Source organism: Bacillus sp. EB V-12 (assembly GCF_056158125.1).
In genome coordinates this window covers 25,632-39,561 of the sequence record NZ_JBUXJL010000013.1, presented here as the reverse complement: position 1 = coordinate 39,561, position 13,930 = coordinate 25,632, and the positions used below count along the sequence as shown (strand labels likewise).

12 protein-coding genes and 1 pseudogene are annotated in these 13,930 nt (G+C 34.8%); 3 read left to right on the top strand and 10 right to left on the bottom strand.

Going from position 1 to position 13,930, the window contains the following annotated elements:
- The first annotated feature begins 160 nt into the window (after positions 1–160).
- Entirely contained in the window at positions 161–448 is a 288-nt protein-coding gene (locus tag ACZDYH_RS26335) for a hypothetical protein (RefSeq protein ID WP_000471249.1), read from the top strand.
- A gap of 130 nt (positions 449–578) precedes the next feature.
- Here ACZDYH_RS26335 and ACZDYH_RS26330 read toward each other — a convergent pair whose 3' ends face one another.
- Positions 579–782, bottom strand: coding sequence for a hypothetical protein (locus tag ACZDYH_RS26330; RefSeq protein ID WP_001268332.1), 204 nt, complete (start codon positions 780–782; stop codon positions 579–581).
- Between the two features lie 171 nt (positions 783–953).
- On the opposite strand from ACZDYH_RS26330, the gene ACZDYH_RS26325 reads away from it, so the two are divergent.
- Positions 954–2,105 (top strand): VanZ family protein, encoded by a 1,152-nt coding sequence (locus ACZDYH_RS26325; protein ID WP_000128028.1) that lies wholly within the window; start codon positions 954–956, stop codon positions 2,103–2,105.
- A gap of 63 nt (positions 2,106–2,168) precedes the next feature.
- Here the strand turns inward: ACZDYH_RS26325 and ACZDYH_RS26320 are convergent, their stop codons facing one another.
- The 6 genes from ACZDYH_RS26320 to bdhA all read right to left on the bottom strand — a co-directional run bounded on the left by ACZDYH_RS26320 (position 2,169) and on the right by bdhA (position 8,439).
- Positions 2,169–3,473 (bottom strand): D-arabinono-1,4-lactone oxidase, encoded by a 1,305-nt coding sequence (locus ACZDYH_RS26320; RefSeq protein WP_434713490.1) that lies wholly within the window; start codon positions 3,471–3,473, stop codon positions 2,169–2,171.
- Positions 3,461–4,633: an amino acid deaminase/aldolase gene (locus tag ACZDYH_RS26315; RefSeq protein WP_000373736.1), complete on the bottom strand. Its 1,173-nt coding sequence runs from the start codon at positions 4,631–4,633 to the stop codon at positions 3,461–3,463. The genes ACZDYH_RS26320 and ACZDYH_RS26315 overlap by 13 nt, the downstream gene beginning before the upstream one ends.
- Before the next feature lie 107 nt (positions 4,634–4,740).
- Positions 4,741–5,742 carry a sphingomyelinase C gene (sph, locus tag ACZDYH_RS26310; RefSeq protein ID WP_434713488.1) on the bottom strand — a complete coding sequence of 334 codons (1,002 nt, stop codon included), beginning with the start codon at positions 5,740–5,742 and terminating at the stop codon, positions 4,741–4,743.
- Positions 5,743–5,818: 76 nt separating this feature from the next.
- Complete coding sequence (cerA, locus tag ACZDYH_RS26305) at positions 5,819–6,670, bottom strand: phospholipase CerA (RefSeq protein WP_000730998.1); 852 nt, start codon at positions 6,668–6,670, stop codon at positions 5,819–5,821.
- Positions 6,671–6,922: 252 nt separating this feature from the next.
- Entirely contained in the window at positions 6,923–7,267 is a 345-nt protein-coding gene (locus tag ACZDYH_RS26300) for a potassium channel family protein (protein ID WP_000948206.1), read from the bottom strand.
- Between the two features lie 119 nt (positions 7,268–7,386).
- Entirely contained in the window at positions 7,387–8,439 is a 1,053-nt protein-coding gene (bdhA, locus tag ACZDYH_RS26295; protein WP_000645827.1) for a (R,R)-butanediol dehydrogenase, read from the bottom strand.
- A 225-nt stretch (positions 8,440–8,664) separates the two neighbouring features.
- On the opposite strand from bdhA, the gene ACZDYH_RS26290 reads away from it, so the two are divergent.
- Entirely contained in the window at positions 8,665–9,819 is a 1,155-nt protein-coding gene (locus tag ACZDYH_RS26290) for an MFS transporter (protein WP_434713485.1), read from the top strand.
- 19 nt (positions 9,820–9,838) lie between these two features.
- Here ACZDYH_RS26290 and ACZDYH_RS26285 read toward each other — a convergent pair.
- The 3 genes and pseudogenes from ACZDYH_RS26285 to fsa form a co-directional block, all read right to left on the bottom strand.
- Positions 9,839–10,048 (bottom strand): annotated as a pseudogene (locus tag ACZDYH_RS26285) (hypothetical protein); the annotation flags it as partial.
- 429 nt (positions 10,049–10,477) lie between these two features.
- Positions 10,478–12,877, bottom strand: coding sequence for a M6 family metalloprotease immune inhibitor InhA2 (gene inhA2 / locus ACZDYH_RS26280; protein WP_349561620.1), 2,400 nt, complete (start codon positions 12,875–12,877; stop codon positions 10,478–10,480).
- Between the two features lie 382 nt (positions 12,878–13,259).
- Positions 13,260–13,907, bottom strand: coding sequence for a fructose-6-phosphate aldolase (fsa, locus tag ACZDYH_RS26275; RefSeq protein ID WP_000667661.1), 648 nt, complete (start codon positions 13,905–13,907; stop codon positions 13,260–13,262).
- Between the last annotated feature and the right edge of the window lie 23 nt (positions 13,908–13,930).

Sequence of the window (13,930 nt, the reverse complement as noted above, 5' to 3'; positions counted from 1 at the left end):
AAGCGAGTCATCTAGTGTAATAGAATGACTCGCTTTTTTATACCTTTATTAAGTTAAAACCTATCATTTACTTTGAATTTTCTGAATAGTATAATATTATTTAAGTTCACTATTACAGTAATTCTATCTTTCCTACTATTATCGTAAAAGAGGTGTTTATATGTTTATAGTTACTAAACTCATTCACATTAAGTACGGATATGAAAATGAGCTATTTTATGGGCTTAAACAATATTATCCTTCCCCTGGAACGAACGGTTGTATTAACATAGAGTTTTCACATGTTCATCGTACAAATGATAAGGCAGAATATATGATTCGTATGTTATGGAAAACACAACAAGATTACCATACATGGCTTTCTCAAAAAGAAGGCAATGAAACTTTGAAGCACAAAATACAAGGCTATATCCTTTCTTCCAAATCAAATGCTACCTATGTGCATTAACCCTTCTCTTTTTATTCCTTACGAGGGACAAAATGATAAAGTGAAACTTTAATCAGCCCTCATCAATTGGGCTGTTCACAAATAACGAGGTAAGGACCCTCTTACTTTTCATACTGTAAGAGGGCTTCTCTTATGCATACACTTTCTTCTCTTGACAATACAAACGAATAACATGTTTATTTTGTTGAAATACATCATGCGTCAGCCGAATAATAATAAAGTTTCGTTTTGTTTGATCATCATGAACAAAAATCTGTTCTCCCTCCTGAAAACGCCATGCACTTTCAAAAGTCGTAATATGATCCCCACTTACAGAAAAAAGTTCATATCGCATCTCTTGTACCCTCTCTCAACTTATATAATCATAATATCCTTATATTAAATTTATTATAACTTAATTCCTATAAAATTAGTAATTATTTCTATTTCGAAAGATTTTAACTTTGTATTTAAATATTTTTAGCGCTATAATGATAAACGAATTTTTATTGAAAGGAGTTTTACTTTGACTGCATATTTATTTCCAGTGAAAACAGCATTTATTTTATTTCCCTTTTTAGCAATGTTTCTTTTAATTCCTTTTTTAATATTTAATTATCGAAAATACGGTTATTTAAATAAATGGCGCTCATTTATTTTATACTCATTATTACTTTACTTATTAAATGCCTATTTTCTTGTTATTTTGCCGTTGCCACAAACGTTTGATACTTGTAGCCTACAACCGGCTAATACACAACACATGCAACTCTCACCATTTTATTTCATACAAGAGATTAGTAGTCATACATCGGCAGTTTTAACGAAACCAACTACTTATTTCTACTTATTAAAAGAGTCTGCGTTTTTACAAGTTGCCTTTAATGTTCTATTAACTGTTCCATTCGGCATTTACTTACGTTATTATTTCCGACGTAGTTTCTTACAAACAATTTGCATTTCCTTTTTCCTTTCACTATTTTTTGAGCTAACACAAGTGACTGGATTATACGGTATATACAATTGTGCATACCGATTATTTGATATCGATGATTTGTTTTTAAATACATTAGGTGGCGTAATTGGTTTTATCATTGCACCAATATTTACGTACTTCCTTCCGAAGACAAACGAGTTAGATAGTCATATTAATTTGGAAACGAAACCAGTCGGATTCATTCGTCGCCTTATCGCAATGCAAATTGATTGGATTTTCTTATCTATCGTCGTACCTGTCGTTAAAAACAAAGGAAATTCTTTCTTCGTTTCTAATATGCAATCTTACACCAATATGTATGAACTCATTTTCATTACGTGTTCAATCCTTATTTACTTTATTATTATTCCATACTTTACGAATGGAAAAACAATTGGGAAAGCATTGCTTCGCATTCACGTGAAAGGAAAATCAAATCGTATTACATTAAAAGAACTATTTATTCGCTACGGTATATTTTATTTTGCGCTAGGCGGAATCAATTATATTCTTTCTAGTAGCTCTATTTTAAATCACACAGAGCCTTTAGTATTACTCGTTACATTGTTATTCCTATTTATCATTAACGGCCTATTTATTATTCATGTTTTACTGCATGTATTTAGCCGTGATAAACTACTATTTTATGAACATATTAGTCATACAAGAAATGCAATTACGCTAAAAAAAGCTGACAAATAATTATTTGTCAGCTTTTTCATATACATAATGTGAAACCTTAATCAGCGGGGGTCTTACTGCCAGTTAATACGGGATAAATAATTTTTCTGCATAAGGATTAAAAAACATTCCAAGTTCATCTAGAGATTTCCTCACCTGTAAAAACGAATGAAACTCTGGATATATATCTTGTAATTGCTCATATGATAATGTATGCATTTTCCCCCAATGCGGACGCCCTTCATACTTCAGAAAAATTTTTTCCACTTCGCCAAAGTAAGCAGCATATTTCATACCTTTATACATATGAACAGCGATATACGCTGAATCTCTTCCATAGGCTGGACTAAGCCATATATCATCCCCTTTTACATAACGGCATTCGATCGGGAAGTGCACCTTATACTTTTTCTTTTCAATAAGATTTGAGATTTCTTCTACAACCGTCCTCATATACTTTGAAGGAATGCTATACTCCATTTCATAAAATGGTACCGTACGTGATGTAGCAAATACTTCATAGCTCGGGCCAATTATTTTTGTGTTTGGTACAGCTTTAGCTGATAATCGACTCACTCCTTTACTTATAGAAGGAAACCATTTACACCCTTTAGATAGTAAAGAGAACATCCTATTTTCAAGTAACTCCACCTTTAGTTTATGCCATTTCAAATCACTGCCTTGATTCGTTGTTTCGTTCGTAAGTTTTACTTGTACTTCATCAGAATAAGGAAAAACGAAAAATTCAAAATGACGATGCTTCTTATATTCTTCTAGTTTGTTCATTACAGTGGATAATGACTGTTTTTCACTTTCATAAACGAGTGAATACGCTGGAATAACCTTCAATTTTATCTTTACAATGATACCTAACATTCCAAGTGACAACTGAAACGCTCTCCAATATTCTACGTTCTCAGCTTCCGAACAAACTATACTCTCACCATTAGATAGAACTGCCGTAATCTCTATAACTTGTGTTGATAAGCTCCCAAAGGTAATACCCGTTCCATGAGTCCCCGTACTAATCGCTCCTGCAATAGATTGCGAATCAATATCCCCTAAATTTTCTTGCGCATAACCTTTTTCCTCAAGTAACTTCCCTAAATCATATAACTTTGTTCCTGCCCATACTTCAGCAACCATCTTCTCTGCATCAATATTCACAATACCCTTCAATTCATCTAAAGAAACTAAAACTTCTTCCGTTTGCACAAGGGGTGTAAACGAATGTCCTGAACCGACAACACGAATTTTCTTCCCCTTTTTTCGCGCAAGTCCCACAACTTCTACTACATCTTGTATACTTTCTGGATACATCGTATAATGCGGCGTTCCTTCTACATTCCCTGTCCAATTTCTCCACTTTTGTCCCTCTATAGAAAGCATTGGCCATCCCCCCGATATGTTGAATACTCCCCAACAATCTCTCCTTTTTTAACACGATACAAAAAGGGAAAACGCTCACATAACTCACCAGCTTTACTATGGCGAAACAAAATGGACTCTCCTATATCCACTCGTTCCTCACCTTTATAAAAAATTGGCGTTTGTACCTCGCCAGCACCTTCTAAAGCTAATAGTTTTGCACCCTTCGGTCTCCAAACTTCAGGCTCTTTATCTTTTCCAACTGCTCCTGAAGCAATATATCCACCACCTAGGCAAGTGTAAATAAACGGGACTGGTTTACGCACAACTGGTAAGGCAAATCCGACCGCTGGATAAAATTTCACCTCTTTATAATAATCAAACAGCTTCGGAGAATAAAAAGCAGAACCTATTGTAATCTCTGAAACTGAATTATCTTTCTCGGTTGTTTTTATACTTCCTGTTCCGCCTCCATTTACAAACCTTAGCTCAATACCAAGGTTTTGTATTGCTTTTACAATATGTTCTCTTCTTTCTTTCACTTCTAGCACTGATTTCTGCTTTAAATATGAAATTATTTTACTTTTCAACCATTGATTCGGTATATGATCTCCCACCCCAGCAATTTGAGCTTCATAACCCATTACACCATCTAACATTAAATATGATGACCTTCTCACCTTTTCTACTACTTTCAACGCATCCTGCACATTTTTTACTGGGGACCTTTGTACACCAAAATGAAATTGAAAGAAACGACTACTCATATCAATATCCAAACAAACACGAAAACATCCTTTAGATTTCTCAGCAATGCTTTCTAAATACACAATATGCTCTTCACAATCCACCATACAAGTTATAATGAAACCTTTCTTTGTTAACAAACTAATTTCATACAGAGCTCTTTCATCGTAAGCAGGATATCCAAGCAATAAATCATTAAATCCTTGTTCTATTAAAAATAAAATCTCTCTAGGTGAAAAGCACATAATACCTTGAAATCGATCATTTGCAGCTAGTATCTTTTGCATAATCGGAACAGAGCGTAACGATTTACTCGCTATACGAATCTTTTTATTTCCACTTAACTCTATAATCGATTGAATATTTCTATCTAAAGCCATTTCATCCAAAAATGCACACGGTAATGGAACTTCTTTAAAAATTCCTCTATCCACATTTTTCTCTCCTCTTCTCAATATGTCTTATACATATTGGAAAGAAAGTGTGATTTTCCTGTTTGCAAATAAAAAAAGTTTCTTCTTTACGAAGAAACTTTTTGAAACTACTTCATAGAAATAGTCGCCTCTACTGGATAATGATCAGAGTAATCATTATACGTATATTTTTGGAACCATGATGTAACAGTCCATTGTGGAGATTTCGGCTGTAACACCTTATTCTCTATATATGATGGGTTCGCATGGTCTTTACTTGCAATAATATAATCTAAATACTCAGCAGGACTATCAGGGAAATTATATTTTGCAATACTGTTTGTTGTTGCGTCCCAAGTCGCTGTATGTCCAGTATAAGATGGTACAGAAGCGTTCAATGCTTTAAACATAGATGCATACTCTGAATCATTCTTGTTCTCTGCATTAATTTTATTTACGTTCATATCACCGCCAATTAACACATACTCATTATTTGGTATATTTTTATTTTTAATAAAATCTTGAATTTCTTTTAATTGGTTCGTACGTACAGATGCTGGTGAAGTTTTTCCGCACATACTATCTTCAGCCTGCAAATGCGTCCCAATCACATGAATGAAACGATCATTTTTCTTAATTTTCGTGTATACAAATCCTTTATTCGATAAATTATCTGGCCCGCATCCTTTTGCAAATACATATTGAATCTTTTCAGCGATTGGCCATTTGCTCACAATCGCAACGCCACCATCTTCAGGAGTTGAAGATGAATAGTTTCCTAACGTTTTATCCCATTCACTTCCACTACTACGACCTAATACTGCTGTTTGATTTGGATATTCTTTCTTCAAATTCCCTAATAAACGATCTGAAGCGCTATTATCAAACACTTCATTTAATATAACTACATCTTGATTCTTTATATAATCTGCCGCCCCGATTAAATCAGCACGCTCAGTTTGTCCCCAGTTCGGATATAAGTTTGTTGATAGCATATATACATTATGCGTCATCACTTTTAATGTATCATTTTGATTTGTAGACACTTCTGCTTGAGCTGACGTTCCGCTATATAAAGCTCCTAAACCAACACCTAAGCTAAGTACACCTTTTAGCAATTTACCTTTCACGTTTCATACCTCCATGTATTGTATAGTGATAAAAAGGCCAAATACTCTATTCTGAGATTTGACCTTTTTTAAATACTTAACGATTTCCGTACGTATCAAACCAAAGCTGAATATATCCAGCAGTAACACGTTGTGCATCCATTAAACGCTTACCTGTCATTGGTGTAACTTCAGCGCGCCATTTATCTGCATATTCTTGTGATACAGCAGCTCTCACGAACCAATCTTTCGTATTATCGTTTACAATGCCAGCGTAATCTTGTTTCGCAACTACTGCCGCTCCATGAATCCAATCTTCTGGATTCGTACCTTTCCAGTTCCAATATCCATTTCCATCCGTTACTTTATAATTATCTTTTATCGTATCTACAAAGTTTTCATATTTAGAATGGAATCCTTGTGGATACGAAAGGTTCGTAAAGTTTGCCGCATGCATTGGTTGGTTTACATCCCCTAAATAATGAAGAGATAGTCCTAAATAGAAGAATGCTTGTTTCATATCTTTATTTTTGTAAGACTCACCAGCTAATTTAAAATACTTAGCACCAGTTTCCTTTGCCTGCTTTGCATACGGAATATAAGTCTTCCCATTGTCAGGGTCATAGAAATGTGAAGCAAATGTGCTATTATCATAATAAGGATTTTCATAGTCAGCAGCATAAATACCGTTCTCTAACTCCGTACGCCATTCATTTAATAGTGCAACTCGATCTTGTTTTACAAGTGTTGTATTACGAGACATAATATCAATTGCACGGTTTACAATCCATAAATGAGAATTCACGCCTTCTTTATGTCTATCTTCAGCAGACCAGCGCGGAATAACTCCAAATCTCTGTCCCCCATCATTTTCATGAGCAAATGCAACACTTTGTAATGGAGCAACTAATGTAATAGCTGCCGCTAAAGCAAGTACTTTCTTTTTCATATAAAATCCTCCATTTTATAATTGAATTATTGTAAACATTTTGTTAGGATCCTATGATGTCGTCCGGTTAACCTATGACTAGAATATCCCACCTTTCATGAAATTTCTATCAATAAATTAAAATATGCAAATGTTCATATCATTATAACTTTATACACAGTGAATATAATGAATGAATACACTTTCATTTTAATAAACTATTATTAAGGCTTGTCTAAACTAATGTAAAAAAAAGTAAAGCATCTGAATGCTTTACTCTTTTTTTCTATTCGATAATATACTTGGCAATTGTACATTAACTGCTAACTTATGAATAAATCCAAACACTAGTCCAATCCCAATAAATATGTATAAGATTGTAAATATCTTTCCGAAATCAGTTTGCGGACTAAAATCCCCATCACCGACAGTCGTCAACGTGACCACACTAAAATATAAAGCGTCAATAGGACGTAATCCTTCAACTGTACTATAAAAAATCGTACCCGATATTAAAGTCAAAATTGTTAATATAAATAATACTTGAAATTCTTTATCTTTCCACGCTCGTAAACAGGCTCTTAACATTCGCTTTAAAGTTAACAAAAATGAAAGCATTAGATTCTCCCTTCCAAACAAAAATACATTTAGTCAAAGGAAAGTCTATCACCTTTCAGTATAGAAAAAAAGTAGCCCTCTTCTATTTCTAGAAAAGGGCTACTTTATTCGATTCTATCTTATTTAGGTGAAACAAGAATTTTCACTTGGGTTTTATCTTTTACAAGTGCTTCAAATCCTTCTTCAACAACTTGATCGACTGTAATTTTTTTCGTAATTAATTTCTCTGCTTGAATTTGACCAGAGCTAATTAATTTAATAACGGCTGGGAAGATGTGACGGTATCCTAAAATACCAATAACTTCTTTTTCTTTTAATACTAAATTATTTGGAGTAATTGTTGCGTCTTTTTCCCATACACTAACAATTACAGTTTGTCCTTCAAAGCTTGTACTTTCAATCGCTTGACGTAGTACAACTTCAACACCTGTTACTTCAAAGCTAACATTTACCCCTAAACCATTTGTTAAGTTACGAATTTCAGCTAACACATCTTGAGTTGCTGGATTTAATACATAATCCGCACCTGCTAATTTCGCTAACTCTTGACGTTCTTTAGAAAGTTCAACTGCAATAACAGGAGTTGCTCCTGCTGCTTTAGCTGCTTGGATAACAAGAAGTCCAATTGGACCGCAACCAAATACTGCTACAGCTTCCCCTTCTTTTAATTTACTTTGACGTACTGCATGAACTGCTACTGCTGCTGGTTCTACAAGCGCACCTTGTTCATACGTCATTTCATCTGGAATGTGATGAACCATATCTTCTGGTACTACTGTATATTCAGAGAAACCGCCGCCTTCTCCGCCAAGACCGTGGAAAACAAGTTGTTCACAAACATTGTAATGTCCATGTTTACAAGCTTCACATTTACCACAAGAATAAATTGGTTCTACAACAACGCGGTCTCCCACTTTATGAGATGTAACTCCTTCACCAATCTCTATTACCTCACCACTAAACTCATGACCTAAAATAACAGGTGCTTTCACATGTGTTAATGGATGTTCTTCTGTTGGAATAAAAATAGGCCCTGCTAAATATTCATGCAAGTCTGTCCCACAAATACCACACCATTTAACTTTGATTTTCACTGTTCCTGGTTTTACTGTTGGTTCTGGTACTTCTTCTACTCGTACATCACGTTGATTATGCCAAAGTAGTGCTTTCATTTTATACATCCCTCTCTATGTATATACTTAACCTGGTGAAGTTTACAATTCTATTATAATACTTCTATCCATATATTTCAAAAAAACAATCACATTCCTACTAATTTTTTACAAATAACGTTCAATATTTTGTCACTTTGTACTTTTTTCCACATCTGTTAATTCAATTTCATTGCAGGTGAAATTAGCATTATGCCATAATAGCATAGGAGAGGTGAATATCGCTTGAAATATTTTATTTACTTTATCGTTATCGTGGCATTTTTAGATACATTTTCACAATTACCTATTATGAGTACTTTCGCTCAAAGCCTTGGAGGAACCCCTCTTATTATCGGGCTAGTTGTCGGTATGTACTCATTCGCTAATATGATCGGTAATATTATTGCTGGAGCCGCTGTCGATAAATTTGGTGCAAAAAAAATCCTTTATATAAGCATGGGAATTACGAGTTTCATAGTCTTGTTATACACCGTTGTTCAAAGTGGCGAACAACTATTAGTTGTTCGCTTTATGCATGGATTTAGTGATGGCTTTTTAATTCCTGCTGCCTTTACATTTTTATCAAAACAAACAAATGCAAAAAGACAAGGAAAAGCAATGGCTCTATCTGGTGCTGCTGTTGGAACAGCGGCAATCGTAGGACCTGCTTTCAGCGGTATTATGAAAGCAACAGCTGGCGTAGAATGGGTCTTCATTACTATTTCTATTTTAATGGCTCTTGGTACGATCGTATCTCTATTCTTCTTACCAAATAACGTATCAAGAAAAGATACATCAAGAACACAAATGATGAACAAAGAAGATATGGTTGAACTTTTAAAATCAGAACCGTTATTACAAGCATATATTGGTGCTTTCACATTAATGTTTTCACAAGGAATTGTCACTTACATGTTACCAGTAAAAGTTGAGGCATTAGCGCTTAAAGCATCCACAACAGGCATGATGTTAAGTGTATTTGGTATAACTGCTATCCTCTTCTTCTTACTTCCAACAAATCGTATTTATGATCGATTTAATCGTTCGAAACTAATGCTAATCGGAATTGCAGTTATGGCATTCGCATTATCTTTAATCGGATTATTTGCTACAAAAGGTATGCTCTTTATCGTAATGATGATTTATGGAATTGGATTCGCAATCCTCTTTCCATCTATTAACGCTTTACTCGTTGAAAATACTACAGACGATAATCGCGGAAAGGCATTCGGATTATTTTATGCCTTCTTCTCATTAGGAGTTGTTGCTGGCTCCTTTACAGTCGGCGCAATCGGAGCATCACCTAGCGTCAGCTTCATTATCGGGACAGCATTTTTATTAACATTTGCTGGGATGATTTATGTAAGAAGCAAAGTAAAAAAGACAATGATGGGATAATCCATCGTTGTCTTTTTTTAAATGCATATTGATATAACTCGTAATATAATGGAAGCGTTGGAATAATGCCAATTAATTTAAATATAAAAGGTAACCGCTCATCTCCTTCTTCATATAAACGAAAAACAAAAACTGTAGTTAAAGTCCAAATGACGCTAAACAAGAAGATACATTTCCAAACAATTGAGGTTAATATTTGTATATCAAATACAAAACCAAAGAGCCCTATCGAATAGAACTCTTTTTGCCCAATATATTACTTTTGTGTATAACCAAATAACAATGTAAATAAATTGAGCCGTAGAGGCAATAATACATCTCTTCTTTTAAACAGAAAGTTTATAAATACTGACGATACTTCGACAATTTCCTCGGAAATATTTCCTTTCCCCACATAATTTGATACAGTACACATGAATAAACACTTGTATTACATAAAGTGAAACTTTAATCAGTGGGGGTTTTGTTCCTCCCCACTGATTATTAGTTGAACCAATCGGGCTTTTACGGGCAGTTGATCTCCCAACTAACTTCTTTACTTCCACTGAATTTTGAGGTGGGGATCTTACTGACCGTTAATGCGGGATAAACTAAAATAATAACTTACTGTACAAATCAAAAAGCACACTCTTCATATGAAGAATGTGCTTTTATGTTATTAACGTTTAATCCAAACAGCGCCTGCCGATTTATCTTCTGCCTGTCCAACAACTTGGAATTTAAGTCCAAGGTTTGGAACTTTTCTTCCTGCGTCTGCAATTTGCTTGTTACTATATACTTTTGAATCATCAAAAGTTGTAACACCTTGTAATCCAGAATAGTTAAACTGACCACGTGTTAATGAATTTACACTCCATGCTGGTGTTTTATCAAATGAAAATGCAGCATCTGCAATTTGCATGCCCGTATTACCGTATGCTGGTTTTCCGTTTAAATTACCAACTAGCGCTTCTGGATGAGAATCTACAACACCCAGGAATCCTTCACCTGGATGCATCCCAACCCAGTTATCTTTGAAACTATCATCTGCATACCAAACGACAAGGCCTGTATTATACACTGGACCTTTTCCTGCTTTTAAACCATTATCTGATCCCGCATAGTTTCTCCACTCTAAGTAGTAATAATGAGCTTTCTTCTCTGTCCCATCAGAAACAACAAAACCATTTAAATTCATTTTAGACTGTCCTTCTACATCATCAGAAAATACAACTTGTCCATCAACAGTTACATTTACATTATCCATCGCAAAACCTTTATATGTTACAGCCGGATCTGTAATATAGTCGAATTGTAGTTTCACTTTTTTGCCTTTAAATTGACTTAAATCATATGATTTATCAATCCATTTCCCATCTGTTGTATCTTTATCTCCTTGGACTACTTTTTCCCCAAGTCTATCAATTAATGTTTTCGTTCCATCTTCTGTTACTGCATGTACTTCGACGAAATCGCACTCTGCTTCTAACTCATAATTTGCTTTATAATCGAATTTTGCATTTGTTCCTTTCGTTAAATCAAAGAATGGTGTCTCTAACGTTGTATGCATATCATCGCCTCTTGTACTATAATATGCATGCTTTCCAAACTCCGGTTTAATCGTTTCAACACTTTTACCTGGTAAGTTAACACGTACAACTCCTGGACGATTTGATTTCGTAACACTTTGATCAATATAGGTAGGAACTCCCACACCACTCTTAATTTTATCGTAATCTACTTCTAATATTTTTGCCCAGTTGCCACCCATATTCTTTTGTAAGAAATCTTTATTTTGTGGTGAAAAACTAGTCGGCTCTGTTCCTGCGATTTTCCCTGTCCAACTACCTCCACTCATTAATGACCAAGCTTCGACTGGTGAACCATTTCCAGTATATTTCGTGTCATATTCATCTGGTAATCCAAGATCATGTCCAAATTCATGTGCAAACACACCTACAGCTCCATCTTCTGGTTCAATTGTGTAATCATGTGCTGCTACTTTACCACCAAAGTAATCTACCTTTGATTTCGTACCTTCAATCGCTACTGGATCTACTGCTAATTTTGAACGATGTGACCAGATCGCATCATCACCTAATTTACCGCCACCAGCTTCTTGACCAACACCAGCATGGATTACCATTAAATGATCAATTACACCATCAGGTTCATTTTGATTCCCGTCCCCGTTTGTATCATATCTATCAAATTGATCAAACTGGGATAAATCTAGTCCTTTCTCAGCAGCTGCATGCAAAGCTTCTTTCACTAAATCACGTGCACCCTTTGGACCTTTATTATCGTGACCACTGCTACCATCAGCTCCATAATCAGATGCTTTTCCTGGAACAGTTAGCCACTCCGTTACATATCCATCTGTCGTATAACTACCACCAGACTGCTCTTCATAGTATTGTTTAAACGTTTTTACTTTTGAACCATCAAATAAAGTATACGGCTCATTACCGAACAACATCTTTTGATAATGTTCTCTACTAAAGTCTTTCGAATACATATAACCTGGTGTTTGATCAATATTATTATGTTTATAATCACTAAATTCAACGAGTAACACTAATACTTTATCCGATCGAACAGTTCCCTTATATGGAGCTTGCTTTGCTTTTGAAGTTGGAACTTGCCCATTCAATTGCTTTTTATTTGGTTCTGGCTTTTGCTCAAGGCTAACATTTTTTTCAGCCTTTTTTACATTTTCCTTTTCTTCCATCTTTTTCTCTTTTACTTTTTTTGTGAAATCAGACGTTTCTTGTGAGTGAGCATCTGGAAGAATTTCTTTATTCGCCTGATCTCCTTGTTTCTTTTCAATATATTGCTCGACAGCTTTTTTCGTCTCTTCTTTAGAAGATGCTGGATTAATTGTTCCTCTTTCTTTCAGTGCTTCCGCTAAACGATCTTCTTGAATTAAATTGTAATCAATTGGTGTTGTAGATACATTATCTTTCTCTTTTGCTGGCGTTTCTGCGTATGTTAATGGAGCACTCATTACAGATGTGCATCCGATAATTGCCGCAATTGCTAATGACGATAACACTTTAAATGGCGCTTTTCTTCTCATTCCATTTCTCTCCTTTTATAAAACTTAAAATTCAGATAAATAAGTACATTTTTGTCGAAATCCCCGTTTACTACCCTCCCTATATAAAAAGGCATAATTCTATAAACGTTAAGCTTTCTGTTATAGAATCATGCCCTCCAGTTTTCTGGTCAGACCCTCTATCTTTTTATCCCTTGGTTCAATTAATAATCAGTGTGGGGATGAACAAAGTCCCCACTGATTAAAGTTTCACTTTATATCGAAATATGAAAAATAAAGAGTTATGTGATATATATTAAATATCTTATATAACAAATTTAAAAGACAATATGCAAAATTGCATGAAAATTCTTTTAAATAAAAAAGAATCCTAGTCAATTAAACTAGGATTCTTGCTTTTCTATTATTTCTCTTGTGTTTTTTCCCAATCAGCTAAGAATTTCTCAATTCCTTGATCTGTTAATGGGTGCTTCACTAATGAAGCAATTACGTTTGCTGGGATTGTTGCAATATGTGCACCGTTTAATGCTGCGTCAGTTACGTGAACACTGTGACGTACAGATGCTGCAATGATTTCTGTTTCGATGCCATGAATCGCAAAGATTTCTGCGATTTGACGAATTAAGTCCATACCGTTATGACCGATATCGTCTAAGCGACCTAAGAATGGTGAAACGTATGTTGCACCAGCACGAGCTGCAAGTAACGCTTGAACTGCTGAGAATACTAATGTAACGTTTGTACGAATTCCTAAGTCAGAGAATGCTTTTACTGCTTTTAAACCTTCTGTTGTCATTGGAACTTTTACAACAACGTTTGGAGCAATTTTCGCTAATTCTTTTCCTTCTTCGATCATTTTATCAGCTTCTAAGCTAATTACTTCTGCACTTACAGGACCTTCTACAACGTTGCAAATTTCACGAATGCGCTCGTGAAAATCTACGCCTTCTTTTGCTACAAGTGATGGATTTGTCGTTACTCCAGCTAATACGCCTAATGCATTTGCCTCTTTAATTTCGTTAATGTTTGCTGTATCAATAAAGAATTTCATTTGTTGTTCTTCCTTCCTAATTT

What these genes read in the sequence shown, in the direction of transcription:
- ACZDYH_RS26300 (WP_000948206.1), bottom strand. Translation starts at nt 7,267, where the DNA reads ATGCTTTCATTTTTGTTAACTTTAAAGCGAATGTTAAGAGCCTGTTTA.
- inhA2 (WP_349561620.1), bottom strand. Translation starts at nt 12,877, where the DNA reads ATGAGAAGAAAAGCGCCATTTAAAGTGTTATCGTCATTAGCAATTGCG.
- ACZDYH_RS26320 (WP_434713490.1), bottom strand. Translation starts at nt 3,473, where the DNA reads ATGCTTTCTATAGAGGGACAAAAGTGGAGAAATTGGACAGGGAATGTA.
- fsa (WP_000667661.1), bottom strand. Translation starts at nt 13,907, where the DNA reads ATGAAATTCTTTATTGATACAGCAAACATTAACGAAATTAAAGAGGCA.
- ACZDYH_RS26330 (WP_001268332.1), bottom strand. Translation starts at nt 782, where the DNA reads ATGCGATATGAACTTTTTTCTGTAAGTGGGGATCATATTACGACTTTT.
- ACZDYH_RS26335 (WP_000471249.1), top strand. Translation starts at nt 161, where the DNA reads ATGTTTATAGTTACTAAACTCATTCACATTAAGTACGGATATGAAAAT.
- bdhA (WP_000645827.1), bottom strand. Translation starts at nt 8,439, where the DNA reads ATGAAAGCACTACTTTGGCATAATCAACGTGATGTACGAGTAGAAGAA.
- cerA (WP_000730998.1), bottom strand. Translation starts at nt 6,670, where the DNA reads ATGAAAAAGAAAGTACTTGCTTTAGCGGCAGCTATTACATTAGTTGCT.